The following is a 23652-nucleotide window of genomic DNA, read 5'->3' as shown; positions in this document are numbered from 1 at the left end:
CAAGCTTTCGTTTTAAACGATCTGAAAGAAAGTTTAAAAAAATCGAGTTTTCGAACGGTTGCTGAGGATTTGCATGGCCAGATCGAACTAAGCCATGCGACAGTGCTGTGTATCTTTTCTTACTTATTAAATCGATTTAGAGATTGAGATAGCCAATAATCTAAACTTAAGTATCGTCCTCCACCGAGTACAAGCAAAGCGAGCAGCATAATCAAATAAGTTGCAGCAAATTCGATTCCATTATTTAAGATGACGAATGAACCGCTCGATGTAAGCCAGTCATAATTTCCATAGTTTTGTAAAATTTCGCGTGCTTTTTCTAATTTTTCTGTAGATGCCAAGACTTGTGCATTTGCAAAAGGAGCATGTGCATCTGCGATCGCTTGCCAACCATTTGGTAGATGTACCGTCAAGATCGCAACGAGCATCGTAATGATCAGTGGAATACTAATTAAACGGGTAAATAGCCCAAGAGCCAATAATATTGCGCCACCAAGTTCTGCTGAAGTTGCAAGAATAGCCATGAGGGTAGGGAAGGGCAAGCCTAAGCCCCAATCAGGATTGGCAAACCATTCAACCGTATCATTAAAATGCATCAGTTTATTTTGCCCCGCCATCCAGAAAATAGGAACAAGGTAGATTCTTAGTGCCAGTGCAGCCATGCCATCTAAATGTTTAAAGTGTTGTAGGCATTTTTGATAGCGTTGTAATACTGAGTTGATTAAGTACTTCATGAGAATTTCACACCGAGTAGCATTCAATTGTTATTAGTCGGTTGAAGAGTTGGTTTATTACAATAATTTTTTTAGTTTTAACTGTAATAAATGGATTGGTCGCTCGTCTAATGATATGTACCCTAGTACAAACCCAAGAATTGACTCAAAAAGGAACTTCAAAATGAATAAATTAAACTCAATGACATCAGTTGCTGCATTAGTTGCACTTTCAATGGTTGGTGCAGCAACTCAAGTCTCCGCTGCTTCAACTACAACTGAAACACATGTAACTAAAACAGCAGATGCAAAGTGTGGTGAAGCGAAATGTGGTGCTGACAAAGCGAAAAAACAACATAAAACAACGGAAGCAAAGTGTGGAGCTGATAAAAAAGCTGCCGATGCTAAATGTGGAGCAGCAAAAAAAGCAGCTGATGCAAAATGTGGTGCAGATAAAAAGGCAGCTGATGCAAAATGCGGTGCTGCTAAATAATTTGCCAGAGAATCAATATATCAATGAATGATGTAGATCAATCGTAATTCGGGTCTACATCATTCAATAAGGAATATTCCATGACGGTTTTAACAGGTGTTGGCTTAGGTTTAAGACGCGACTTTATCGACAGCTTTTTAAACTTGGACACTTATCCAGACTTCATCGAAGTTGCACCTGAAAACTGGATGGGTTTTGGTGGTCGACATGCCAAACTGCTTGAACAATGTGCTGAAAAAGCACCTCTGATTTGTCATGGACTTTCTTTATCGATTGGTGGTCCACATCCACTGAATATTGAATTTATTCAACAGATAAAAACATTTTTAAAACGCTATCAGGTCACGACTTATTCAGAGCATTTAAGCTATACCAATGACGGCGGCTATTTATATGACTTATTGCCGATCCCGATGACTGAAGCAGCGGCAAGATATGTATCAGAACGCATTGTTCGTGTTCAAGATATTCTTGGGCAAAAATTGGTGCTTGAAAATGTTTCCACTTATTTGATGCCACATGCTGAAATGAGCGAAGCAGAGTTTGTTGCCGAAGTCATTCAAAGGTCAGATTGTGAATTACTTTTAGACGTAAATAATGTCTATGTGAACAGCATTAACCATCAGACCGATCCTTATGAATTTATCAAAAAAATGCCGCGAGATCGTATTCGCTATTTGCATATTGCTGGTCATGAGCAAGTGGGCGATCACTTACTGATTGACACGCATGGAGCAGAGGTTTGTGATCCAGTTTGGGAATTATTGCAGTTTACTTATCAACAACATGGTATAAAGCCAACATTATTAGAACGTGATTTTAATATTCCGGCATGGCAAGAATTACAAGCTGAACTTGCGAAAATTGAAAGCATACAAAAACAATATTTAATTCAGCCAGCATTCTCTAACACAGCATGTCTTGCAGAATAATGAGGATCATAAAATGAATAATAAATTCCACTCTTTTCAAGATACCCAAAACGCATTTTGTAATTGGATACGTGATCCTAAACAACCCATACCTTCCTCCTTTGAAACTGAACGTATGCGTGTTTATCGAGAGTTATTATTTAATAACGTAAGTTCTTTTGTCGATTTAGTTTATCCAGTCGCACGATCGATTTTACCTAAGCCAACATGGCAACAACTATTAGAAGAATTTTTTCAAAAATCTATGAATCAATCGCCATTCTATAATGATATTTCACTGCAATTTAGAGAATACTTAAGCGACCAACAGCATCCTGTTCTACAAACTTACCCGTGGTTAGCCGAGTTACTCCAATATGAATGGCTAGAATTGTATTTGGATACTTTAGATATTCCTGAAAGGCATATTAGTCATAATTCAGTATGGCAATTTACCACCCAAGTGTGGGTTTTGGTCTATCAATACCCAGTTTATCGCTGGACACTCGATCAAACTGACTTTGAGCAAGATCCTAGCGCAATTATGGTGTGGCGAAATCTCGATAATCAGGTTTGTGTAGAACCACTTTCACCTTTATTTGCGTATCTGATCGAAAAACTTAATCAAGAGCCATTGGCTGAGAGTGAACTGCGTAAACTGATTAGCTCGACTTTAGCTGATCTAACTGCGCAAGAGATTGATTTACAGATCAATGCATTATCTAATTTATTGACTCGCTTAGAATTGATATATATTCCTCAAGATTGTGTTAAATAAGGCATCAATATGCATCTAGCCTCGGTTGATAATGATGATTTAAATCAACAATTGCACAATACCGAATATTTAAATGATCTTCGACAGCAAATGATCAAATTTGCAGTGCTACAACTTTCATCCTTTCAGCAAGCTGAAGATGTTGTACAAGAAGCATTAACGAGTGCTTTTGAACATCTAAAATCATTTTCAGGACGTGCTGCTTTTAAAACTTGGGTTTTTGCTATTTTAAAAAATAAGATTGTCGATCTAATTCGACAAAAAAGTCGCTTAACGACCATGTCTGAGCTTTTTGATGATCAAGAATCTGATTTGAGTATAGATGAATTATTTGATAAGGCTGGACATTGGCATAAATATGAAGCACCTCAGGCATGGCAAAGCCCTGAAGAAATGATGGAACAACAAGATTTTTGGATCGTATTTGATGCATGTTTAAATCATTTACCCGCCAAATATGCGCAAGTTTTTATGTTAAGAGAGATGATTGAATTAAGTTCAGAAGAAATATGCCAGAAGTTAGAGCTCACCATTTCTCATTTAAATGTTTTGATGTATCGAAGTCGCGCACGTTTACGAGAGTGTTTAGAAAATAAATGGCTACTTGAAGGAGATTGTTCATGCTGACTTGTCGCCAAGCAACACAGTTACTTTCTGAACAGCAAGATCGGCAACTGTTATTGAAAGAACAAAGTGGTTTACAACTGCACTTGATGATGTGCCGTTCATGCCGTCGATTTGGAAAGCAGATCAAGACGATTAGTGTGTTGTCTAAAGCATATAAGCAATTTGATGTCGATGAAGATCCTCAGAAATAAAAAAAAGCCTCATATTTCATGAAGCTTTCTTATCTTGCTTTGTGCTAAAACTAACTTCAGCACAAATTAAAGATTACATGTTTGGATAGTTTGGACCACCACCACCTGAGGCAGGAAGAACAAAGCAATGCTTTGTCCTGCCGCAAGTGTAAAAGCTATGCTTTTACAGAGAAGGTGGCTGTTTTATTACATGTTTGGATAGTTTGGACCACCACCACCTTCAGGTGTTACCCATGTAATGTTTTGTGATGGGTCTTTGATATCACACGTTTTACAGTGTACACAGTTCGCAGCGTTGATTTGGAAGCGTTTAGAACCATCATCATTTTCCATGATTTCATAAACCCCAGCAGGGCAGTAGCGTTGAGCTGGCTCATCCCATTTAGGTAAGTTTACATTCACTGGAATTGATGGGTCAGTCAGCTTTAAGTGTGCTGGTTGATTCTCTTCATGCACCGTATTCGATACGAATACAGAAGATAAACGATCAAAAGTCAACTTGCCATCTGGTTTTGGATAGTTCGGTTTGAATGTTGATGCATCAACTGTTTTAAGTGCAGCAAAGTCTTGTTTTAGATCGTGCAGTGTAAATGGTACTTTAAGGATGTTTTGATCGATAAAGTTGAATGCACCACCGAACCAAGTACCAAACTTATGCATTGCTGGACCAAAGTTACGTGCTTGATATAACTCTTCTTTTAACCAAGAATTGTTATATTTATCAGTATAAGCTGTTAACTCTTTCGCGAAATGATCGTCGCCTTCGAGTACGCGTGCAATCGCAAGATCACCACCTTTAGCGACACCAGCAGCGATGGCTTCAAATACAGCCTCGCCACATAACATGCCTGACTTCATTGCAGTGTGTGAGCCTTTGATTTTTGAGAAGTTCAAGAAACCAGCATCATCACCGATCAAGCAGCCGCCTGGGAAAGTGAGTTTAGGTAAAGAATTGAAACCACCTTTCACAACCGCACGCGCGCCGTAAGAAATACGTTTACCACCTTCAAGGAATTGCTTAATGGTTGGGTGTGTTTTCCAACGTTGCATTTCCATAAATGGATACATATGTGGATTTTCGTAAGACAAGTCTACGATCATACCCAAAGTTACTTGGTTGTTTTCAGCGTGATATAACCACCAACCACCAGCAGAACCTGTCTCAGACAACGGCCAGCCCGCACCATGCATTACAAGACCTGGCTTATGTTTCGCAGGATCAATTTCCCAAAGCTCTTTAATACCGATACCGTAATGTTGTGGATCAGCATCTTTATCAAGATTGTATTGAGCAATTAAACGCTTACCGAGGTGACCACGGCAGCCTTCAGCGAATAATGTGTATTTAGCATGAAGCTCATAACCAGGAGTGAAGTTATGTGTTGGCTCACCATTTTTGCCAATCCCCATATCACCTGTTTGAATCCCTTTTACTGTACCATCTTCGTGATAAAGCACTTCAGATGCAGCAAAACCAGGGAAGATAGAAACTTCTAATTCTTCAGCTTTTTGACCTAACCAACGAACAACGTTACCTAAAGAGATAACATAGTTACCTTCGTTGTGCATTGATTTAGGAACCATCCAATATGGCATTTTTTGTGCTTTAGTATCAGACAATAAGAAATAAGTTTCATCATCTGTTACAGGAACGTTTAATGGCGCACCTTCTTCTTTCCAGTTCGGAAAGAGTTCATTCATAGCACGGGGCTCAAGTACAGCACCTGAAAGGATATGCGCACCTACTTCAGAGCCTTTTTCAACAACACATACAGAAAGATCAGGTAGGTTGTTTTCAATCGCTAATTGACGAATTTTAATCGCAGCAGATAAACCCGCAGGTCCTGCACCTACGATCACTACGTCAAACTCCATCGCTTCACGTTCGATGTGTTCCATGTAGGACTCCTCATATTTTTAAGGGTGGCAACCGTAATATTGCGATTCGGTGCTGCCATGAGTGTTCTTAATTGCTAAACACAAACCATACTCTTGTGCTTGCAAACGTTTGGGGTAGTATAGTTTTAAACCATGATCTCGCCAATTGGCTGAGCGGTCATATTTTCTCGTCAGCAAGGCATAAACTATGATAAATGAAAATGATTCTTCACAGAATACAGGAAAAATCGTGTTTTCTGATGATAAAAACTTAATGAACATTGCACAATACTTAAAAGATGTACAGCAAAGTCACAAAAGGTCAATTCCACCTTTAGAGCAATGGCATCCAAAGCATTGTGGCAAAATGGATTTGAAGATAAAAGCTAATGGAGAATGGTGGCACGAAGGTCAATTGGTTAAACGACAAGCACTCCTTGATCTGTTTAGTAAAGTATTATGGAAAGAGAATGATAAATTTTATCTGAAAACGCCTGTTGAACAGATTGAAATTGAAGTTGAAGATGAACCTTTATTGGTTAACCAAGCAGATCAAATTGAAATAGACGGTCAGCTTTACTTACAACTGACGACGATTAATCAAGATGTCGTGATTATCGATAAAGAGCACCCTATTTTTATGCGTGAGTACGAGGGAGAACTGCGACCTTATGTGCATGTTCGCTTCGGGATGAATGCATTAATTCAACGTCAAAGTTTTTATCATCTCGTGAACTATGGTTCTTTGTCTGAAAATTCACAAGGTGACACGGTTTTAACATTAAAAAGTGGTGATTTGGTCTTGCATTTGAGCACCTGAGGTTTAAGCTTGAAAGAGTAATTAAACCAATACCAATGTGTGTATGACTGCTGTTCAACCTATGCCGATTTTACTCAATCCGATGCCACATGCATTTGCTGATGCACCTATTGGGGTTTTTGATTCTGGAATTGGCGGTTTGTCGATCGCGCAAGAAATTGCTCGGCATTTACCCAATGAGCGTATTCTTTATTATGCTGATACTGCACATGTACCGTATGGCGCACGTTCAGATCACGAGATTCGCCAGTTTACGGCTGAGGCAATTGAATGGCTGTATCGGCAGGGGTGTAAAATCGCAGTCGTTGCCTGTAATACCGCATCTGCATTTAGTTTAGATTATCTACGTGAGCATTATGGCGAACGTTTTCCAATTGTGGGATTAGTTCCTGCTTTAAAACCAGCAGTGTTACAAACGCAAAGTAAGGTCGTTGCCGTACTTGCTACGCCTGCAACGTTTCGTGGTCAGTTGATTAAAGATGTCATGAACAGATTTGCTGAACCTGCTGGGGTGAGTGTTTTAACAATCACCAGTTTAAAGTTGGTGCCTTTTGTTGAATCAGGCGCTGAAATGAGTGAAGCATGCTTAAATGAGCTGCACATGATTTTAGAACCTGCTTTAAAGCAAGGGGCAGATTTTTTAGTACTTGGATGTACGCACTATCCATTTCTAAAAGAAGCAATTGGTCGGGTTTCGGGTGAAAAGTTGAATTTAATTGATTCAGGGCAGGCGGTAGCACGACAAACTGCATATATTTTGATAAAAAATAGGTTATTATGTGACAAAATAAGTCATAATATTACACGTATTGAATGTTATGTCAGTGGTGGTAATGCTGTTGAGTTAAAGCCTGTACTCCAGCATCTTATGCCAGAACAATTAACATGGACGATTCAAAATTTGGAAACTGTTTAGCTAAAATGCTTTACTAAACCATATTTAATAATTTTTTGGGGTTATCTATTCATCTTTTTTTAGCTCAGTTGCTTTAAATGATGGATACGTGAATTGGGGTCAGCCTATGCAAGACACTCGCTATCAAGTTTTTATCTCTACTTCTGGTAATGAAATGCAGCCAGAACGAGCGGTATTGACTCAAACTTTGGTTGGCATGGGCTTTTTCTCGTGGGGTTTAGAACAACGAACGCCGTTAAGTACTTCAATTGCGCGTCGCCAAATCGATGATTGTGATTACGTGGTGATTTTGCTTGGTAGTCAATATGGGGAACAATCAGTTTCAGGTGTTGGATATATGCACTTGGAATACATTTATGCAATGACGAAGCAAAAACCTGTGATTGTATTTATGCATGATGATCCTGAATCTCGTGAAATACATTTACATGACAACAAACCTGAACTAAGAGAAAAATTCAAAGAGTTTAGAAAGCAACTGCAACACGAAGTTGACCAAGTCTTTTGTTATCGTACTTTGAGAGATTTAGAGCTTGCGGTGCGTTCAAATATGCCGCAAATGTTAGAGCGTTACCCTGTTGTGGGTTGGGTACGTCCTCAAAATACTCAAGTTTTACAAGATGAAATTGATAACTTACGCGCTAAAGTCAAACAACTTGAAACAGAGATGGGCAGTCGTGAAGCCGACCCTATTTCTTCTGTAGCTAAAGTTTCGATGCATGAGCTATATTCATTTGAATATCGTATGCATGCCTATCAAGATGGTAATTTCAAAGAAGTTAAGCCATTTCGTAAAATGACATGGGCGCAATTACTCAACGTATTAGGTGCTTCATTTATCATTCCAACACCAGAAGAATATTTTTCTAAACGTATGAATGAATATTTAAATGAAACGGGGTTGGATGATGCGCGTAAAGATATGCCAAGGGCTCATGCCGTTTCTCGTGCGCAAATCAATATTCGTGCATTACATGAAATTAAATTACAAATGCGTCAAAATGAGTGGATCATCCCGACTGGACGTGATGATCGTCAGCGCATGTTATGGCAATTGACACCTAAAGGTCAGAAGCTATTGGAAAGTAATATTTTAGATAGTAATCGTGTTTTTCAAATGAAGACAATGCATTAATTCAATTTAAAAATAAATCATAAAACTGCTAAAGTATTTGAATAAATTCAGCTATAGCGGAAGCAATCCATGTCAGTTCGACCAAAACCCAAAGTGACCGTGGTTTTAGCAAATTTAGGCACGCCAGATGCACCGACTGCACCTGCAGTACGTCGATTCTTAAAGCAATTTTTATCTGATTCGCGAGTGATTGAAATCCCTAAACCCATTTGGTGGGTGATTTTACATTTATTCGTTTTGACCTTTCGCCCAAAACGTGTTGCTGAAGCTTATGCCTCAGTTTGGTCAAATGACTCTCCAATGCGTGAGATCGTGCTTGAACAGACGCGATTAGTCAAACAACGGTTACAAGATGAGAATCATCAATTTGATCTCACAGTTTTACCTGCGATGACGTATGGTCAACCTAGTATTTATAATGTTTTCGAGCAACTTCAGAAAGATCCTCAAGAGCACGTTATTCTTTTACCGTTGTTTCCACAATATTCGGCAACATCAACAGCACCACTCTATGATGCTTTTTCCAAATGGATACCCACACAACGTCATTTACCTGGACTTACTTTAATTAAAGATTATTATCAGCATCCGATGTTTATTCAGGCATTGGCGGATAGTGTTTTAACTTACCAAGCACAACACGGTAAGCCTGAAAAGCTTCTGATGTCCTTTCATGGTATTCCACAGCCTTATGCAGATAAAGGCGATCCTTATGCTGATCGTTGTCGCATCACCGCTCAATTCGTCGCTGAAGCCTTACATTTAAATGAAGATGAATGGGCGGTGAGTTTCCAGTCACGCTTTGGTAAGCAAGAATGGGTCAAACCTTATACCGATGTCGTTTTGCAACAATGGGGCGAACAAAAAGTGAAATCTGTTCAAGTGCTCAGTCCCGCATTTTCAGCAGATTGTCTCGAAACCTTGGAAGAGTTAGCGATTGAGAATAAAGAGACATTTCAGCATGCAGGTGGTGGTGAGTACGCTTATATTCCTGCATTGAACAGTGATCAAGCACATATTGATTTGCTTGCGAGTCTGGTTCAGGCTAATCTTGACGCTCTCACTCATACCTTAGCCCATCGTTAAATCGATTTTCTATTACGCCAGAGGTTTTTATGCTGCAAGTCAAAATTGTACCCGTTACTGCATTTGCCCAAAATTGTTCTATTCTTTGGGACAGTGAAAGTAAAGAAGCGGTTTTGATTGATGCAGGCGGTGATGCCGCTGTTTTGAAAAAAGAAATTGAAAACTTAGGTTTAACCGTTAAGGCGCTATGGTTAACACATGGACATCTTGACCATGCAGGTGCGGTTGGAGAACTTGCTGAAGCATGGAAAGTACCTGTGATTGGTCCACATAAAGAAGATCAATTTTGGTTGGATATGATTCAGGAAGTTTCAGCGCGTTATGGTTTTCCTATTCCGCAACCTGTCAAAGTCAATCAATGGCTTGAGGGCGGCGAAACATTGAAACTAGGTGAAGATGAATTTGAAGTTCGCTTTGCGCCTGGTCATACGCCTGGTCATGTCATGTTCTATAATGCCAAGCATGCTTTGTTATGGACAGGCGATGTTTTGTTCAAGGGTTCCATTGGACGTACAGATTTCCCAAAAGGGAATCATCAGCAGCTATTAGATTCTATTAAAAGAGAATGTTTTAGCTTACCCGATGAAACACAATTTATCTCTGGGCATGGCCCGATCAGTACAATCGGCTATGAGAAACAATTTAACCCTTTCGTTGCAAGTAAAGCAGGTTAATCTTCGTAATCATCTTCTTGACGTTTATCGCCTGCTTGAGGAGCATCTTGAGTAGGCAGCTTATATTCATCACTTGCCCAAGCACCAAGATCGATCAATTTACAACGCTCTGAGCAGAATGGACGAAATGCGTTGTCTTCCCAAGTACTGGCTTCACCACAACGAGGGCAGGGAAAAGTGCGAGGCATAGAAAATTCCTAAAACATAAAACAAATAGATTAGGCAAAAGTAAGGTGAGTTGTTAGACTTATGCCGATTTTTATATAGTTTGATGAGATTATGTCGATTCGTCAATTTCAAGCGCAGCGTATGCAAGCCCCTCGTGATTTTATCGCCGTTCCTAATACACCGATTTGTGTAGAAATTGGTGCTGGAAAAGGTAAACATGCTTTGCTATTTACAGGGCAAAATTCGCAAAAAACGTTGTACGCAATTGAACGAACCAAAGAAAAATTTATGGCGATGCAGAAACAGCATCAACTCGAACCTAGAGAATTATTACATCCAATTCATGCAGATGCTTTACCTTGGGTTGTGCATGCCTTGTTTCCTTCACAAGTAGAACAATTTTTTATTCTTTATCCGAATCCTGAACCACATAACCCTGCACAACGTTGGCTCAATATGCCGTTTTTTGAGTTCCTACTTTCTCGACTTCAATCAAATGGCATGATTACGCTCGCAAGTAACATTCCTGAATATATCGATGAAGCTGAACAGCAGTTGCTTCAGCTTTGGAAGTTGCCTTATGAAAAGCAAAAAATAGCAACGGACTCTGCACGTACACATTTTGAAGTTAAATATTTAGAACGTGGTGAACTTTGCCAGCAATTAATTATTCGTAAACCTGACGGCTATTCGACACGCTTTGATGATTTTGCACCTTTGCAAGGTCAAAACGCTCAAGAGCAATCTGATGTCTAAACGTATTGCGATCATTGGTGCTGGTCCTGCGGGATTAATGGCCGCTGAAGTCTTAAGTCAATATGATTATCAAATTGAAATATTTGAACAAAAACCTTCTGCGGCACGTAAGTTTTTGATGGCAGGAAAAACGGGTTTAAATATTTCGCATGCCGAGCTAATTGATACCTTTATTCAACGTTATGATCATGCGGAGTGGTTAAATCCTTGGGTAAGACAGTGGGACGCTCAGTGGATTCAAAGCTGGATGCTGGGTTTGGGTATTGAATCCTATGTGGGGAGTTCGGGTCGAGTTTTTCCGATTGAAATGAAAGCTGCCCCATTACTTCGTGCTTGGTTAAAACGATTGGCAGATGATGGCGTTAAATTTCACTATCGCCATCGTTGTATCGATTTAAGTAATAACCAACTGACGATTCAAAATCAAAACCAGCAATTCAATGCGACATATGATGCAATTATATTGGCATGTGGTGCTGTGTCGTGGTCGCAACTCGGTAGTGATGGTGCTTGGCAGCAGTGGTTGTCTGAGCATCAGATTGAACCGTTTCAAGCCAGTAATGCAGGTGTGTTAAAAGCATGGTCACCGTTTATGCAAGATTGTTTTGGGCAACCACTTAAACGCGTTGATGCGTGGGTGAATGCAGAAAACAAAACGCATGGTGATATTGTGATTACTCACTATGGTTTTGAAAGTGGTGTGATTTATAAATTAGGGCGTGATTTAAGAGACCAGAAGAGTCAAAAGCAAGCTTTGAATATACATTTAGATTTATTGCCTGATATGACTATTGAGCAATTAGAAAAAAAATTACAAGCAAATAAAAAACAATCTTTAACCAATGTTTGGCGCAAAGCTGGTTTGGACAGTGTCAAAATTAATTTGCTGCGTGAAATCACTGATAAAAATATATGGTCTGATGCAAAACAGATGGCACAGCAGATTAAACAACTCAATATTTCACTCGATGGATTCCGCCCAATCGAAGAAGCGATTAGCTGTGCGGGTGGTGTGAAACAGATCGCTTTATCACCACAATTACAGTTGCGATCGAATCCTTATGTGTTTTGTTGTGGTGAGATGCTGGATTGGGATGCACCAACAGGGGGATATTTACTTACTGCGTGTTTTGCAACTGGGCGAGCAGCAGGAGCAGGAGTACATCAATATTTAGCATAGAATTCTATAACGTTATGTTTTAAAAGTATTTGTTAAATTTAATGTATTTTTCATGTTTTAAATAACGCGATTTTTATCTCTTGGCGAGTTTCTTGCAAAGTTGGGATTTATCTTATTAATTGATGAATGTTCAATGTTGCAAAAGTTTAAGTCCAGTCTATTCCTTCAAGTCATTTTTGCATTAATCCTCGGTATTATCATTGGAATCAGCTTTCACGATTTTTCTTTAGCTTTGAAGCCGTTAGGCGATGGCTTTATTGCATTGATCAAGATGTTAATTGCACCAATTGTTTTCTGTGTGGTCGTACTCGGACTGTATGGCGCAAATGACCTTAAGAAAATGGGAAAGGTTGGTGCAAAAACGATTTTATATTTTGAGATCGTGACCAGTTTTGCATTGGTTTTGGGGATTGTGATTGCATATGTCTTCAAACCTGGCGTTGGTATGAATATTGATATCGCTCAGTTAGATGGCAAAGATTTAAATGTGTATACCGAACGTGCACATACGATGAGTTCGGGATCAGATTTTTTACTACATATTATTCCTAAAACATTTGTAGATGCTTTTGCCCGTGGTGATATTTTACAAGTTTTATTGATCGCGATTTTGTTTGGTGTCGCCTTACTCATGATTCCAAAACATTTGGCAGAATGGGTATGTAAAGCAATTGAAGCTTTTTCTGAAGTGTTTTTTAAAATGATGGCATTAATCATTCGTTTAGCACCCGTTGGAGTATTTGGTTCAGTCGCCTATACCACTGCTAAATTCGGGTTAGATTCGTTGATTCAGCTGGGTTATTTAGTCTTATTGTTTTATGTGACTTGTATTTTGTTTGTATTGATTATTTTAGGTGGAATCCTTAAATTTATAGGTTTAAATATATTTAAATTTCTCAATTATTTTAAAGCAGAATTATCAATTGTATTGGGAACAGCATCCTCCGATTCGGTGTTACCACAGATAATGAAAAAATTGAAAAATTTAGGGATTAAGGATTCGACGGTGGGTTTGGTCATTCCGACAGGTTATTCTTTTAATCTAGATGGATTCTCTATTTATCTAACCCTTGGGGTTATCTTTATTGCACAAGCCTGCAATATTGATTTATCAATGCATGATTTACTGGCAATTTTACTAGTTTCTTTAGTAACTTCAAAAGGCGCACATGGTATCCCTGGTTCAGCATTGGTGATTTTAGCAGCGACTTTATCTGTTATTCCTAGTCTTCCAACTATTGGTTTGGTTTTATTATTGTCCGTTGATTGGTTTATTGGAATTGTACGTGCTTGTACCAATTTGATCGGAAATTGTGTGGCAACAGTTGCGATTGCGCATTGGGAAAAAGATATTGATCATGCACGGGCCCAAGCTGTATTAAACCAAAAAGTTGAAATGAATTCCTAGCTTAAATAATGATCTGAGATAATCGATGTTTTTCGAAAAAATGCATTTGTAATTTGCATGGTGCTGAGTTCTAGCCTATATTTTTAATGGAAAATTCATCAAAGGGATTCGCAATGTCTCAAACTTTACCCGTGTATCGTGGCAGTTGTTTATGTGATGGGATTCATTACGAAATCCAAGGTAACATTGGAGAGATTATCCAATGTCATTGTCAACGTTGCCGTAAAGCAAATGGTACGGCATTTGCGACCAATGCACCGATCAAAGTCACTGATTTTAAAATTATACAAGGTGAGCATTTATTAAAAAAATTTCAATCTACCGCAACGACGCAACGTTGTTTTTGCTCAGAATGTGGTTCACCGATTATGAGCATAAAAACAGATACACCAGAATATTACCGTTTAAGAATTGGTACTTTAGATACGCCGTTACAGCAAAAACCAAGTATGCATATTTTTGTTGCGTCTAAAGCAGAATGGGATTGTATCGCGGATGATTTACCACAATATTCTGAACGCCCTTAAAGGCGGTGTAAACTTATGATTTTTGATACATCTCATTTAGAGGCAAATGAAATCTATCGTCTTTTGGTCGGCGGAATTACACCGCGACCGATCGCATGGATTAGTACCTTATCCGCTGAAGGTGTAGCTAACCTTGCACCTTATTCATTTTTTAATGTCGCCAGTTGTAATCCACCTATTCTATGGTATTCACAAGTCAATCCAAGAAGTGGTGATGATAAAGACACGTTGAGAAATTTAATGGATACCAAGCAATGTGTGGTGCATATCGTAAACTCACAGTTGCTGGAAAAAATGAACTTATCCTGTGCGCTCTTGCCCGCTGACCAAAGCGAGTTTGATTTTGCTGATATAGCGTCAGAACCAAGTCATACCGTAGCTTCATTAGCGGTAAAACATGCGCCTGTACGTTATGAGTGCCAGCTTAGAGAAGTGATTCAACTCAGTACGCTGCCATCGGGTGGAACGGTGGCATTACTTGATGTGAAATCAATTTATGTCGATGATCGTTTATGGAATGGTCAGATGATTGATCAGCAGTTACTCGACAGTGTAGGGAAAATGGGTGGTGATTTTTATAGTTTAACTAATTATTTACGTCAATTAGAACGACCTTAGAGATACTGCTTTAAGTTATCCCAGTGGTTTCGATATGCTTGCGCATGATACTAGATAATTCGACTGGGCTGATTTTTGAGACATAGATTGATTGACATTGATTAAAGCGTGCAAAGCTGTGCAGGGTCTCAAGAAATGGTGTCAGCCACAATGCCATGTCTATTTGTGTATTTTCGATATGTAAATGAATGAGTTCAAATTCAGTACTTTTACGGTGAGCTTTGCAATCAACCCGACCAATAAATACATCGCCAAATAAAATGGGCAAGCAAAAATATCCATACTTTCTGTTCTCTTGGCGCGTGTAGCATTCGAGTCGAAAATCAAAGTCAAAATGTGTTTTTACACGGTCACGATGAATAATTGAATTATCAAAAGGGGAAAGTAATGACACTTTGACTGAATTTGGATTGTCGTTCCATTCCATTAATTCATTGAGTATATAAATCGTTTGCTGGTCATGCGTTACAATTTTTTGAATCATTTTTTCTTCAAGCATTTGCTTAAGAATAGTTTCTACATTTTTTCGTAATAACGTACCTGTTTTCAAATGTGTAATTTGTTTCAACGTGGTAAAACCATACGCTTTAAGGTAGGTTTTGACTAAGTATTCAGCGTATTCTAAAGCAGTTGGAAGTGTTGTATTCACCGTAGTTGGAAGGACTCTTTCGCGAATATCATAAACTTTTTCCATTCCCTTTCGGGCGCTGATCATTAAATCGCCTTGCATGAAAAGTTGTTCAAGCGCGATTTTTGTGGGTTTCCAATTCCACCAACTGCTATTATTTTTACTGAAACTTTCAAATTCTCTCGATTTTTGCGGGCCATCGATTCTTATCTTGTCATATACATCACGCATGACTTGAGCATCAGCCTTAAAGTAACGAGATTCACCATTTTTTATGCTTAACATTTTGGGAAGCACAAATCGAAAATCCTGCATCGGCAAATATGAGGCAGCATGAAACCAATATTCAAATATCCGAGCTTCATCAACTAATTGATCGAGCCATCGTGATTGATAATCTGGAATTCGAGTCCAAAGCGTATGATGATGTGCTCGAGCGACAACAGATAAGGTATCGATTTGTACGTAACCTAACTGTTCAATTGCAGAAAGCACAGCTTCTTTCCCTGATCCAAATGGCTTCTTTTGAGTTAATCCTTGAGCTTTTAATGTCATTTGTCTTAGTTTTTTTGATAGATCCGTTTGTATTATCGACATAATTTCTCTCAGTTATTTCTATTCAAAAATTGAGTATTTCATATTACTTTTACTCTAAATTCTAAATCATTTCTTTTGTTGGTTGAGATGCTAGATGATTATTTGCGCTATTTTATCAAATAATAAAATCAACTTCTTTTTCTATACAGCGTTGGCTATGATTGGAGCATAAATATTTTAAATCAATTTATTAAGAGCACTTATGAGTACTGAGTTTTCATTAGATAAACAACAGCAAAAAGAAATTTTACCCTTCGCACCTAAAAATTTATGGTTACTATTCTTTCAACCGAAAAAGTTTTTTTCTTTACCAGCTATTTATCATCCTCGAAGTATCATCCTTGCTGCCTACATTATTGGCATGTTTTCTGTCATGGATCGAGTCGATCAAAATTTGCTTAAAGCCGAATTCAGCAATCGTCAATCGTTCATGCTTGATGTTGCCGATGCTTGGTGGAGTTATTGGTTACTCGTTTTGGGTGTAGGAACACTGTCTGCCGTAATTGTTTGGCTCATACATGGTTGGTGGTATAAAAAGCGTTTACAATTTTCTGGTGTCAAAGATGCAGATCCTCAACTGGCAAGGCATGTTTGGGCATTACAGTCATTAGTTGCTGCTTTACCCGTTATTGTGGTCACGGTGTTACAAACGTTGTTGTATAACAACTATCTCGATGCTTATGAAAACTCGACCATTCTCAACTTCGTGGCGTTGCCTTTTATGTTTTGGTCATGTTGGGTGAGTTATCGAGCAGCAAGTTTGGTGTTTAATACGAATGCTTGGGCAAAGTTTTGGTTCTTAGGATTACCCGTTGTATTTTATTTGCTCGCGATGGGGTTGTTGACGGCTTTATTTATAAATGCATGAATGGATAAAGCAGGAAGGCATCTAGCCTTCCTGCTTTTAATATCAACGTGCAGTTAATGCTTCACCTTCAAACTTCACACCATCCCAACCATTTTGCATAAATTGGCGAATGTTCTGATGGTCACTTGCATCAGGCGTGGCAACAACTGAAGCATAATGTTCAGCAAATAAAGCTAAAGTATCTTCTGTATTTAAGCCTTCGATTTTAGCAAAAGAAAACACTTTGGCACTGCCTTGGTTTTCAGTGGCAGCGTTGTATTGTGCGCCGTTTTGAAAAGCGGTCGGAGTATGCACATAACGTGTTTCAATAAATGTTAATACATCTGCAAATTTTGCTGAGCCATCTTTTAATTTTGCCAATAATGCTTGAGCCATGTTCAGTTCCATGTTGATTGAATCAATAGCAAGCATCATAGCATCGAAAAGCAAGAAGAAAAGTATTCTGCTCTATCAACTAGACCTGAGTACATAAGCAGTTTATGCTCATGAAAGTTTTTAACTTAATGAAAAATAATGAATAGACACCATTTTAAGTTATCTTCACAGCGTATTTTTATGCGACTTTTAAGCGGTATTTTAAGTTGTGGTTTTGTGCTAAGTATGCGGCGTTTGATTCTAAGATTATTACCATTCATGCGTTTGCAAAGTCGAGTTAGCAATATCGTTTATTTATCTTGGCTTGTCGATGTTGAACAAGTCCGCCAACATTATCCGAAGAATATGCCCATATGGGAAAAGCAGGGCAAAACAATTTTTACAATTCTCACTTATCAACATCATCATTTTGGATTTCAGTTTTTAGGTCGATTGAGAACATTAATGCCATCCCCTAAACAAAGTAATTGGCGGTTCTATTTAGATCAATCGTTTCCTAAAACCGTAATTTTTGAACAAGTCATTTTAGATCAATATTTATATGTCATCGGAGGACGTCTCGCCAGTGATGTACTTCCAGCACAATACGCTTCAAAATTTCATCATCAAAAGAATGATCTACAGCAAAGCATTAAAACTGAGATCGTTGTAGATGAAAATTACTCTCTAAGTAGTGAGGTCAAAATCACAACACAGAAATGGCTTTCCAAGGAATGGCAAGCCCTGTTTGCTTCTTGGGATGATGCGGTACAGTTTTTGGTAGATCAAGATCATGCATGGGCAGAATGGGTTGATCAACCGACAGAGATGTCACAAGGTGATATTAATATGCCTATACAATTTCAACAGATTGAAGGAGCTGAAATTTGTGCATTACAAGCACCAGCCTTATTGAAGCAATTTGGACTAAACAGTGATGCAGAGGCTTTGGCTTTTGTGGTGCCAGCATTAGATTTTTATGTGATTGGAGAAAAAAAGCTAGCAATTGGTACATACATTGTGGATAACTAAGTGTTTATACACAGTCTAATGACGTTTCAAAAGATGTATTGGGTTGTCTAAAATTTATGTTATTTTAGGGAAAAGGAGATGGTATTCCTCCTACTACAAACCGCCACTATGGCTAATGATGCCTACGTTACCCTGAACAGGGGGCGTAGGTTTGTGCGTGCTCTGTTCCCTTTTTGGAGTTCGCGCATGCAAAAATCTTACAATAATATTGATCAATTGATATCTAAAGCGTATTTATCTCCGACGCTGTCTTTGGAGTAAATGATGTATTTTCCACTACTTTCAATCGCTTTAGGTTCTGTCTTAGGCGCATGGCTGCGTTGGTTTCTTGGTTTAAAACTAAATCCGATCTTTCCGAATATTCCTTTGGGAACAGTGACTGTTAATTTTGTCGGTGGCTTTATTATTGGTTTTGCCATTTCCTATTTTTCTCAAAGTTCATTAAGTCCCAATTACAAACTATTTGTGATCACAGGTTTCTGCGGCGCATTAACGACTTTTTCGACATTTTCTGCAGAGATTATTAGCTTATTACAAAGTGGTAAATTGGGTTATGCCTGTGTAGCCATTCTGATTCATGTGATTGGTTCTTTGATATTTACAATCATTGGTATGAGTTTACATCAATGGCTGAGCGCTGCTTAGAAGGAGACAATAGGATGAATACTGGATTTTTAATTACCTTTTACACCTCACAAAATCGTAGTTTTGAGGGGCAGCCAATCAATGAATGGCTCGTTGCAGTAGCAAAGCAAATGAAATTACGTGGAGCTACAGTAGTAGGTGGCTTAGAAGGTGTAGATCATCATGGTCTATTTCATTCTGCTCGTTTCTTTGAATTGGCTGATCGACCGATCCAAATCCAATTTGCGGCAACAAATGAACAAGCAACTGAATTATTAAGTTATTTGGACACTCAACAGATTTCACTCTTTTACGTAAAGACGCCAATCGAATTTGGTTTTATTGGACAAGCTAGCAACGATAACTAATTTTTTAGGCATAAAAAAAGAAGTCTAAGTGGAGGAGATAGGCTTAGACTTCGAATAGATACAGACTAAATCACAAAACTTAAATGAAGATTAAGCTTTGCGGCTAAAGCGTGAAAAGCGTTTGTTAAAGCTTGCAACACGACCTTCATTACTTGCTTGACGTACTTCGCCAGTATAGAAAGGATGAGAGGCACTTGAAATATCAAGGGTTACATATGGATAAACTGTACCTTGATATTCTTTCGTTTGTTTAGTTTGCAATGTGCTACCAATTAAAAAGTAAGCATCGGCATTGGTATCATGGAAAAGGACTTGTTGATATGCAGGATGAATATCTTTACGCATTTTGATTGACTCCTATTAATATTGAAATGTTATAACATAACTATACATGAAGTCAATTTTGAGTTTTTCAAGCCTATTCGAAGCTATGCTAGAGTCGGATTCATTGTATGAAATAGCAGATCAAAGTCGTAAAATTATTTTACTAAGTGAATAGCTGTATCTATTAAGTGATTAAATGAAAATTAATTCTGATTCACCTTTTTTATTCCAGCCTTAATTCTTTTTATTGTTTTTTTCGCTTTAATGTATAAATGCAATTACTCTGAATCGAACATTAATCGTATAGAACCTATTCTTAGAAAGGATTCTCAGATCTTAGCGCAATTTGGTTATATCAAAGATTATCGAATCGATAAGTCAACAATTCTTTTCGGAGATTATCCAGCTAAGGATAAATACATATATCGCTTGAAAGTTTATGGTGAAAGGGACAATGGCACGATCACGCTTGAAGTGGATGAAAATAAGCTGAGCGCAGATTATCCTTATAAATTGAAAATTGATTAGCTAAAATGCCAATCATAAGACTGGCACTTTAAAAGTTGCTTAACTGGGTACCAATTCTTCAAATAGATCGTTAAGGTTATCATGCACTTTGAGGTGAATAAGGTTCCAGTAATGCCCTGAAATGGTTCGATTAACCATTAATGTATCTGGAGATGGCTTAAACACATCCCAATATTTCAATGACTTTTTAACAAGTCGCATGCCATCATGATGTGATGAGTTTTCAGCAAAATCATACTCTGTGCTAAGTGGGCGTAATAAAATCTCAATCCACTGCACATACAGTTCACTTGGGAATTTTTGTTTTTCTGCAATCGAATGTAGTTCAACTAGCAAATCTTCAACTTGAGCAATATCCTCTTGTCTTGCTGCATTCACCAGTGCTTTGAAGTGCTGAATGATTTCAGGTGAAAGCGTTTTAACGCTGCCATAATCATAAATAATCACGCTGCCATCTTCACGGAACGCAAAATTGCCAGGATGTGGATCACAATGGAAACGTTTTAGGAAAAACATTTCCTGTCCTAATGCTCGAATTAGACGACGACCTATTTGATTACGGATTTCAACCGACCATGAACTTGCGGTTTCAATGGATTCGCCTTGTTCAAGGCTTAAAGTGAGGACGCGCCGAGATGAGTATTCTTTATAAACTTGAGGAATGATAATTTGGGTATCAAGCTTTTCATGGAATGTTTTAAAGACTTCTAAATTCTGCGCCTCAATTTCGTAATTTAATTCAGCTGAAAGACTTTCTTGGATTTCTTGAAATAGTTGATCTTGTAGCTTTTTATCAATCTTGATGACACCCATTAAGCGCAATGCCAAACGGACTTGTTTTAAGTCACTTTCACAGGCTTGGTCGACGCCTGGATATTGTACTTTCACCACAACGGCTTGCCCATTTGGGAGTACTGCACGGTGTACCTGACCAATAGAGGCTGCTGCAAAAGGTTCAGATTCAAAAGAGCTAAAGATTTGCTTTAAAGGCTTTCCGAGTTCTTTTTCAACTTGTTGTTGAATCGCAGCGAATGGCATAGCAGGGGCTTGGCGCTGTAATTTGGCAATTGCTTTCGCCACTTCAGGTGGGAAAATATCTTTGTATTGAGATGCAATTTGCCCCACTTTCATCACTGCACCTTTCATTTCTCCAAGGGTGTCAGCAATCTGCAAGCCGATATCTTGGAACAACTGGCTACGCGCTGCATTTTTTTGTTCTTCATCTGCAGTCAGATTTCGAATTGAATTGGCCACACTTTTGCTGGCAATACTTGCGGTCATACCCGCCAGTTTTAAAAAACGCTTACTGGGAGAGCTTGCATGTTTTGCCATATGTGCTTGACCTCAGACGACCATTTTAAAGTGATTCTTTGATCATAGGCGACAAAACTTAAATTGCCTATAACAAAATGTTAAGTGATGTAAGTATTAAATTATGCTGAGCAACAGAAAAACCTGAATAGCAGCAATCTACAAGAAAGGAACTTTAAAATAAGGACGTTACCTCCATGTAATGTCCCTAGTGGCAGTACATTTATGCCGCCTGTTATTGGAATCGGAAATAATTTATATATTTTGTGCCAAACGTTTATTGTTCAAATATAAACGACCAATCAGTAGAACGCAGGCAATGGTTAAACCAATAATTAAACCGAGCCAAACGCCTGCAACGCCCCAAATGGTATAGCGAGCCAAATACAAACCGATTGGGAAGGCAATCACCCAATACGCCATGAGGGTAATCCACATCGGCGCTTGTGTATCTTGCATACCACGTAAGCATCCTGCGGCGCTGACTTGCCATGCATCCATCAATTGATATGCCATTGCAAACCACAGTAAGTACATCGCGACTGGAATAACGTTAATATCAGTGGTATAGATCGCCACAATATAAGGACGAGCGACAGCAATTAAGGTCATGGTAATGGCTGCAAAAACAGTTGCGCTGATCAAGCCAACAGTTTGTACTTGACGCATTGCTTGCCAGTTCTGTTCACCATAATACATACCAACTCGAATTGTCAGGGCGATGGCAAGTGATAAAGGAATCATGAATAACTGTGAAGTGACAGAAATCGCAATCTGATGCGCTGCGATCGCATTTTCACCCAATGGGCTCAGCACAATTGCACCAGTGCTAAAAATACTGACTTCAAAGAAAACAGCTAAACCGATGGGAAAGCCGAGTTTTAAAATTCGTTTAACCCACGTTGGATCAATTTTTTCCCATTTTGTGAAAATTGGTGCTTGTTTGTATGCTTTTGCTTTTGAAATATAAATGGCTAAGGTAATGAACATTAACCATTGTAAAATTGCCGTTGCGAAACCACAGCCCGCACTTCCTAAAGCTGGAATTGGTCCAAAGCCATACATGAAAATCATATTTAATGGGATAAGAACTAACAGTGCAGCTAAGCTAATCACAGTTACAGGACGTGGATGCCCTAAAGCTTCTGAGTAACTGCGTAAAGCGGCATACATCATCACCGCAGGCATACCAAAGCCAATCGCGTGTAAAAAGAGACTCGCCTTTGGTAATAAGCTTTCAGGCACACCAAACAAGGGTAAAAACATAGGCATACATTGCAAAATAAGCATTGCAACAATACCGAGGATTACAGCAACCCATAGTGACTGACGAGCAATCGTTGGAATCTTTTCAGGTGTTTTAGCACCACGTGCTTCCGCAACCAAAGGTGTCGTTGCAATCATGATTCCTGCAAATAAAAGCATAATAGGAATCCACAAACCGACGCCAACTGCAATCGCTGCAAGATCGGCAGCTGATAAGTGCCCCGCCATTATGGTATCAACCAAACCTAGACCAGCTTGAGCAAACTGTGTGATAAGTATGGGAAGCATGAGATGGAATAGTTGTTTAAGTTCAAATCGCTTGGTTGTAGCGTGGGACACAAAAATTACTCTTATTAAAATGAGGGAAATCAGCGCTGTAGTGTGAGTAAAACGCCAATAAAGATGACAATACTACCGATTACGCGTTGCCAATTAATCGATACTTTTTCGGTTCCTAACCACCCAAATTGGTCAAGTAACATTGAAATAAACAACTGTCCGAAAATGACTAAGCCTGAAAAAGTTAAAAATCCGAGCTTTGGTGCAGTATAAATGCTCATACTAATCGCATAAACCCCAAGACAGCCGCCAATCCATAAAAACCATGGAATTTGTGAAAGTTCACTTAAATTTGGTTTGCTTGCACTTTGAAAATAAACCAAAACGGCTAATACGACTGTACCGACTAAAAAAGAAAGAAGAGCCGCTTGCAGTGGGGATTGTAGATGTTCACGTAGTTGCGCATTAATCGCGGTTTGAAATGCCATTGCCACTCCTACACCTAAAGCAAGAGGAAGAAAAAGAAGCAATTGACTTGAAATTTTAATCATATTATCCGTCTAATTGTTGTTTGTCGTCCCAGTCTAACTGAAT

Annotated in this window: 29 protein-coding genes and 1 riboswitch; of the genes, 19 read left to right on the top strand and 10 right to left on the bottom strand. The window is 38.7% G+C overall.

Annotated elements, in window-relative coordinates; genetic code table 11:
* Positions 1-119 precede the first annotated feature (119 nt).
* The gene (locus NGC85_RS14905; protein WP_005061128.1) at positions 120-734 is read right to left on the bottom strand and encodes a DoxX family protein; all 615 of its coding nucleotides are present in this window, start codon (positions 732-734) and stop codon (positions 120-122) included.
* Positions 735-897: 163 nt separating this feature from the next.
* On the opposite strand from NGC85_RS14905, the gene NGC85_RS14900 reads away from it, so the two are divergent.
* The 5 genes from NGC85_RS14900 to NGC85_RS14880 all read left to right on the top strand — a co-directional run bounded on the left by NGC85_RS14900 (position 898) and on the right by NGC85_RS14880 (position 3713).
* Positions 898-1206: a hypothetical protein gene (locus NGC85_RS14900; RefSeq protein WP_005051121.1), complete on the top strand. Its 309-nt coding sequence runs from the start codon at positions 898-900 to the stop codon at positions 1204-1206.
* An 80-nt stretch (positions 1207-1286) separates the two neighbouring features.
* Complete coding sequence (locus NGC85_RS14895) at positions 1287-2138, top strand: DUF692 domain-containing protein (RefSeq protein ID WP_254732182.1); 852 nt, start codon at positions 1287-1289, stop codon at positions 2136-2138.
* A 13-nt stretch (positions 2139-2151) separates the two neighbouring features.
* Positions 2152-2895: a DUF2063 domain-containing protein gene (locus NGC85_RS14890; protein ID WP_254732180.1), complete on the top strand. Its 744-nt coding sequence runs from the start codon at positions 2152-2154 to the stop codon at positions 2893-2895.
* A 3-nt stretch (positions 2896-2898) separates the two neighbouring features.
* Complete coding sequence (locus tag NGC85_RS14885) at positions 2899-3522, top strand: RNA polymerase factor sigma-70 (protein ID WP_254805616.1); 624 nt, start codon at positions 2899-2901, stop codon at positions 3520-3522.
* The gene (locus NGC85_RS14880) at positions 3516-3713 is read left to right on the top strand and encodes a zf-HC2 domain-containing protein (RefSeq protein WP_254732178.1); all 198 of its coding nucleotides are present in this window, start codon (positions 3516-3518) and stop codon (positions 3711-3713) included. The genes NGC85_RS14885 and NGC85_RS14880 overlap by 7 nt, the downstream gene beginning before the upstream one ends.
* Positions 3714-3899: 186 nt before the next feature.
* Here the strand turns inward: NGC85_RS14880 and NGC85_RS14875 are convergent, their stop codons facing one another.
* Positions 3900-5612, bottom strand: a complete 1713-nt coding sequence (locus tag NGC85_RS14875; RefSeq protein ID WP_254732176.1) for an electron transfer flavoprotein-ubiquinone oxidoreductase — start codon at positions 5610-5612, stop codon at positions 3900-3902.
* 18 nt (positions 5613-5630) lie between these two features.
* Positions 5631-5789 carry a hypothetical protein gene (locus tag NGC85_RS14870; protein ID WP_155757327.1) on the bottom strand — a complete coding sequence of 53 codons (159 nt, stop codon included), beginning with the start codon at positions 5787-5789 and terminating at the stop codon, positions 5631-5633.
* 10 nt (positions 5790-5799) lie between these two features.
* Here NGC85_RS14870 and NGC85_RS14865 point away from each other — a divergent pair, with 10 nt between their 5' ends.
* The 5 genes from NGC85_RS14865 to NGC85_RS14845 all read left to right on the top strand — a co-directional run bounded on the left by NGC85_RS14865 (position 5800) and on the right by NGC85_RS14845 (position 10222).
* A complete protein-coding gene (locus tag NGC85_RS14865) occupies positions 5800-6411 on the top strand; it encodes a DUF1285 domain-containing protein (protein WP_005051137.1) in 612 nt (203 codons plus the stop codon).
* A gap of 43 nt (positions 6412-6454) precedes the next feature.
* Positions 6455-7327 carry a glutamate racemase gene (murI, locus tag NGC85_RS14860; protein WP_005051139.1) on the top strand — a complete coding sequence of 291 codons (873 nt, stop codon included), beginning with the start codon at positions 6455-6457 and terminating at the stop codon, positions 7325-7327.
* 106 nt (positions 7328-7433) lie between these two features.
* Complete coding sequence (locus NGC85_RS14855; RefSeq protein WP_005061143.1) at positions 7434-8462, top strand: DUF4062 domain-containing protein; 1029 nt, start codon at positions 7434-7436, stop codon at positions 8460-8462.
* 69 nt (positions 8463-8531) lie between these two features.
* Positions 8532-9548 carry a ferrochelatase gene (gene hemH / locus NGC85_RS14850; protein ID WP_005061146.1) on the top strand — a complete coding sequence of 339 codons (1017 nt, stop codon included), beginning with the start codon at positions 8532-8534 and terminating at the stop codon, positions 9546-9548.
* Between the two features lie 29 nt (positions 9549-9577).
* Positions 9578-10222: an MBL fold metallo-hydrolase gene (locus NGC85_RS14845; RefSeq protein ID WP_005061149.1), complete on the top strand. Its 645-nt coding sequence runs from the start codon at positions 9578-9580 to the stop codon at positions 10220-10222.
* Here NGC85_RS14845 and NGC85_RS14840 read toward each other — a convergent pair.
* Positions 10219-10410: a DNA gyrase inhibitor YacG gene (locus tag NGC85_RS14840; RefSeq protein ID WP_005061152.1), complete on the bottom strand. Its 192-nt coding sequence runs from the start codon at positions 10408-10410 to the stop codon at positions 10219-10221. The genes NGC85_RS14845 and NGC85_RS14840 overlap by 4 nt on opposite strands.
* Positions 10411-10501: 91 nt before the next feature.
* Here NGC85_RS14840 and NGC85_RS14835 point away from each other — a divergent pair, with 91 nt between their 5' ends.
* From NGC85_RS14835 to NGC85_RS14815, 5 genes are all read left to right on the top strand, one after another.
* Positions 10502-11146, top strand: coding sequence for a tRNA (guanine-N(7)-)-methyltransferase (locus NGC85_RS14835; RefSeq protein WP_254732174.1), 645 nt, complete (start codon positions 10502-10504; stop codon positions 11144-11146).
* Complete coding sequence (locus NGC85_RS14830) at positions 11139-12326, top strand: TIGR03862 family flavoprotein (protein WP_254732172.1); 1188 nt, start codon at positions 11139-11141, stop codon at positions 12324-12326. The genes NGC85_RS14835 and NGC85_RS14830 overlap by 8 nt, the downstream gene beginning before the upstream one ends.
* A gap of 133 nt (positions 12327-12459) precedes the next feature.
* Positions 12460-13734, top strand: coding sequence for a C4-dicarboxylate transporter DctA (dctA, locus tag NGC85_RS14825; protein ID WP_254732170.1), 1275 nt, complete (start codon positions 12460-12462; stop codon positions 13732-13734).
* Positions 13735-13847: 113 nt separating this feature from the next.
* Positions 13848-14261 (top strand): GFA family protein, encoded by a 414-nt coding sequence (locus NGC85_RS14820; RefSeq protein ID WP_254732168.1) that lies wholly within the window; start codon positions 13848-13850, stop codon positions 14259-14261.
* 15 nt (positions 14262-14276) lie between these two features.
* Positions 14277-14879, top strand: a complete 603-nt coding sequence (locus NGC85_RS14815) for a flavin reductase family protein (RefSeq protein WP_254732166.1) — start codon at positions 14277-14279, stop codon at positions 14877-14879.
* 10 nt (positions 14880-14889) lie between these two features.
* Here NGC85_RS14815 and NGC85_RS14810 read toward each other — a convergent pair whose 3' ends face one another.
* Positions 14890-16104 (bottom strand): winged helix-turn-helix domain-containing protein, encoded by a 1215-nt coding sequence (locus NGC85_RS14810; RefSeq protein WP_254732164.1) that lies wholly within the window; start codon positions 16102-16104, stop codon positions 14890-14892.
* Positions 16105-16306: 202 nt separating this feature from the next.
* Here NGC85_RS14810 and NGC85_RS14805 point away from each other — a divergent pair, with 202 nt between their 5' ends.
* The gene (locus tag NGC85_RS14805) at positions 16307-16972 is read left to right on the top strand and encodes a YIP1 family protein (RefSeq protein WP_254732162.1); all 666 of its coding nucleotides are present in this window, start codon (positions 16307-16309) and stop codon (positions 16970-16972) included.
* Between the two features lie 42 nt (positions 16973-17014).
* On the opposite strand, the gene NGC85_RS14800 is transcribed toward NGC85_RS14805, so the two are convergent.
* The gene (locus NGC85_RS14800; protein WP_254732160.1) at positions 17015-17347 is read right to left on the bottom strand and encodes a HopJ type III effector protein; all 333 of its coding nucleotides are present in this window, start codon (positions 17345-17347) and stop codon (positions 17015-17017) included.
* A 138-nt stretch (positions 17348-17485) separates the two neighbouring features.
* On the opposite strand from NGC85_RS14800, the gene NGC85_RS14795 reads away from it, so the two are divergent.
* The 3 genes from NGC85_RS14795 to NGC85_RS14785 all read left to right on the top strand — a co-directional run bounded on the left by NGC85_RS14795 (position 17486) and on the right by NGC85_RS14785 (position 19350).
* Positions 17486-18358, top strand: coding sequence for a DUF2071 domain-containing protein (locus NGC85_RS14795; protein WP_254732158.1), 873 nt, complete (start codon positions 17486-17488; stop codon positions 18356-18358).
* Positions 18359-18423: 65 nt separating this feature from the next.
* Positions 18424-18490, top strand: a riboswitch (Fluoride riboswitch).
* A 132-nt stretch (positions 18491-18622) separates the two neighbouring features.
* Positions 18623-19003 carry a fluoride efflux transporter CrcB gene (gene crcB, locus NGC85_RS14790; protein WP_254732156.1) on the top strand — a complete coding sequence of 127 codons (381 nt, stop codon included), beginning with the start codon at positions 18623-18625 and terminating at the stop codon, positions 19001-19003.
* 14 nt (positions 19004-19017) lie between these two features.
* Positions 19018-19350, top strand: a complete 333-nt coding sequence (locus NGC85_RS14785; RefSeq protein WP_254732154.1) for a DUF190 domain-containing protein — start codon at positions 19018-19020, stop codon at positions 19348-19350.
* 90 nt (positions 19351-19440) lie between these two features.
* On the opposite strand, the gene NGC85_RS14780 is transcribed toward NGC85_RS14785, so the two are convergent.
* From NGC85_RS14780 to NGC85_RS14765, 4 genes are all read right to left on the bottom strand, one after another.
* A complete protein-coding gene (locus NGC85_RS14780; RefSeq protein WP_005051171.1) occupies positions 19441-19695 on the bottom strand; it encodes a type B 50S ribosomal protein L31 in 255 nt (84 codons plus the stop codon).
* Between the two features lie 546 nt (positions 19696-20241).
* Complete coding sequence (locus tag NGC85_RS14775; RefSeq protein WP_254732152.1) at positions 20242-21534, bottom strand: AarF/ABC1/UbiB kinase family protein; 1293 nt, start codon at positions 21532-21534, stop codon at positions 20242-20244.
* Between the two features lie 234 nt (positions 21535-21768).
* On the bottom strand, positions 21769-23118 hold the full coding sequence (locus NGC85_RS14770; protein WP_005051176.1) for an MATE family efflux transporter: 1350 nt from the start codon (positions 23116-23118) through the stop codon (positions 21769-21771).
* Between the two features lie 29 nt (positions 23119-23147).
* The gene (locus NGC85_RS14765) at positions 23148-23609 is read right to left on the bottom strand and encodes a DMT family transporter (protein ID WP_034710783.1); all 462 of its coding nucleotides are present in this window, start codon (positions 23607-23609) and stop codon (positions 23148-23150) included.
* Between the last annotated feature and the right edge of the window lie 43 nt (positions 23610-23652).

It is taken from the genome of Acinetobacter sp. Z1 (genome assembly GCF_024296945.1).
Lineage (GTDB): Bacteria > Pseudomonadota > Gammaproteobacteria > Pseudomonadales > Moraxellaceae > Acinetobacter > Acinetobacter beijerinckii.
Note: the sequence above shows the minus strand (reverse complement) of the source record. Positions and strands in the feature narration are given on the sequence as shown.

Excerpts from the sequence above, each read along its gene's own strand:
- NGC85_RS14905 (WP_005061128.1), bottom strand. The coding sequence starts at position 734 with ATGAAGTACTTAATCAACTCAGTATTACAACGCTATCAAAAATGCCTA.
- NGC85_RS14900 (WP_005051121.1), top strand. The coding sequence starts at position 898 with ATGAATAAATTAAACTCAATGACATCAGTTGCTGCATTAGTTGCACTT.
- NGC85_RS14895 (WP_254732182.1), top strand. The coding sequence starts at position 1,287 with ATGACGGTTTTAACAGGTGTTGGCTTAGGTTTAAGACGCGACTTTATC.
- NGC85_RS14890 (WP_254732180.1), top strand. The coding sequence starts at position 2,152 with ATGAATAATAAATTCCACTCTTTTCAAGATACCCAAAACGCATTTTGT.
- NGC85_RS14880 (WP_254732178.1), top strand. The coding sequence starts at position 3,516 with ATGCTGACTTGTCGCCAAGCAACACAGTTACTTTCTGAACAGCAAGAT.
- NGC85_RS14875 (WP_254732176.1), bottom strand. The coding sequence starts at position 5,612 with ATGGAACACATCGAACGTGAAGCGATGGAGTTTGACGTAGTGATCGTA.
- NGC85_RS14865 (WP_005051137.1), top strand. The coding sequence starts at position 5,800 with ATGATAAATGAAAATGATTCTTCACAGAATACAGGAAAAATCGTGTTT.
- murI (WP_005051139.1), top strand. The coding sequence starts at position 6,455 with ATGACTGCTGTTCAACCTATGCCGATTTTACTCAATCCGATGCCACAT.
- NGC85_RS14855 (WP_005061143.1), top strand. The coding sequence starts at position 7,434 with ATGCAAGACACTCGCTATCAAGTTTTTATCTCTACTTCTGGTAATGAA.
- hemH (WP_005061146.1), top strand. The coding sequence starts at position 8,532 with ATGTCAGTTCGACCAAAACCCAAAGTGACCGTGGTTTTAGCAAATTTA.
- NGC85_RS14845 (WP_005061149.1), top strand. The coding sequence starts at position 9,578 with ATGCTGCAAGTCAAAATTGTACCCGTTACTGCATTTGCCCAAAATTGT.
- NGC85_RS14840 (WP_005061152.1), bottom strand. The coding sequence starts at position 10,410 with ATGCCTCGCACTTTTCCCTGCCCTCGTTGTGGTGAAGCCAGTACTTGG.
- NGC85_RS14835 (WP_254732174.1), top strand. The coding sequence starts at position 10,502 with ATGTCGATTCGTCAATTTCAAGCGCAGCGTATGCAAGCCCCTCGTGAT.
- NGC85_RS14830 (WP_254732172.1), top strand. The coding sequence starts at position 11,139 with ATGTCTAAACGTATTGCGATCATTGGTGCTGGTCCTGCGGGATTAATG.
- dctA (WP_254732170.1), top strand. The coding sequence starts at position 12,460 with ATGTTGCAAAAGTTTAAGTCCAGTCTATTCCTTCAAGTCATTTTTGCA.
- NGC85_RS14820 (WP_254732168.1), top strand. The coding sequence starts at position 13,848 with ATGTCTCAAACTTTACCCGTGTATCGTGGCAGTTGTTTATGTGATGGG.
- NGC85_RS14815 (WP_254732166.1), top strand. The coding sequence starts at position 14,277 with ATGATTTTTGATACATCTCATTTAGAGGCAAATGAAATCTATCGTCTT.
- NGC85_RS14810 (WP_254732164.1), bottom strand. The coding sequence starts at position 16,104 with ATGTCGATAATACAAACGGATCTATCAAAAAAACTAAGACAAATGACA.
- NGC85_RS14805 (WP_254732162.1), top strand. The coding sequence starts at position 16,307 with ATGAGTACTGAGTTTTCATTAGATAAACAACAGCAAAAAGAAATTTTA.
- NGC85_RS14800 (WP_254732160.1), bottom strand. The coding sequence starts at position 17,347 with ATGGCTCAAGCATTATTGGCAAAATTAAAAGATGGCTCAGCAAAATTT.
- NGC85_RS14795 (WP_254732158.1), top strand. The coding sequence starts at position 17,486 with ATGAATAGACACCATTTTAAGTTATCTTCACAGCGTATTTTTATGCGA.
- crcB (WP_254732156.1), top strand. The coding sequence starts at position 18,623 with ATGTATTTTCCACTACTTTCAATCGCTTTAGGTTCTGTCTTAGGCGCA.
- NGC85_RS14785 (WP_254732154.1), top strand. The coding sequence starts at position 19,018 with ATGAATACTGGATTTTTAATTACCTTTTACACCTCACAAAATCGTAGT.
- NGC85_RS14780 (WP_005051171.1), bottom strand. The coding sequence starts at position 19,695 with ATGCGTAAAGATATTCATCCTGCATATCAACAAGTCCTTTTCCATGAT.
- NGC85_RS14775 (WP_254732152.1), bottom strand. The coding sequence starts at position 21,534 with ATGGCAAAACATGCAAGCTCTCCCAGTAAGCGTTTTTTAAAACTGGCG.
- NGC85_RS14765 (WP_034710783.1), bottom strand. The coding sequence starts at position 23,609 with ATGATTAAAATTTCAAGTCAATTGCTTCTTTTTCTTCCTCTTGCTTTA.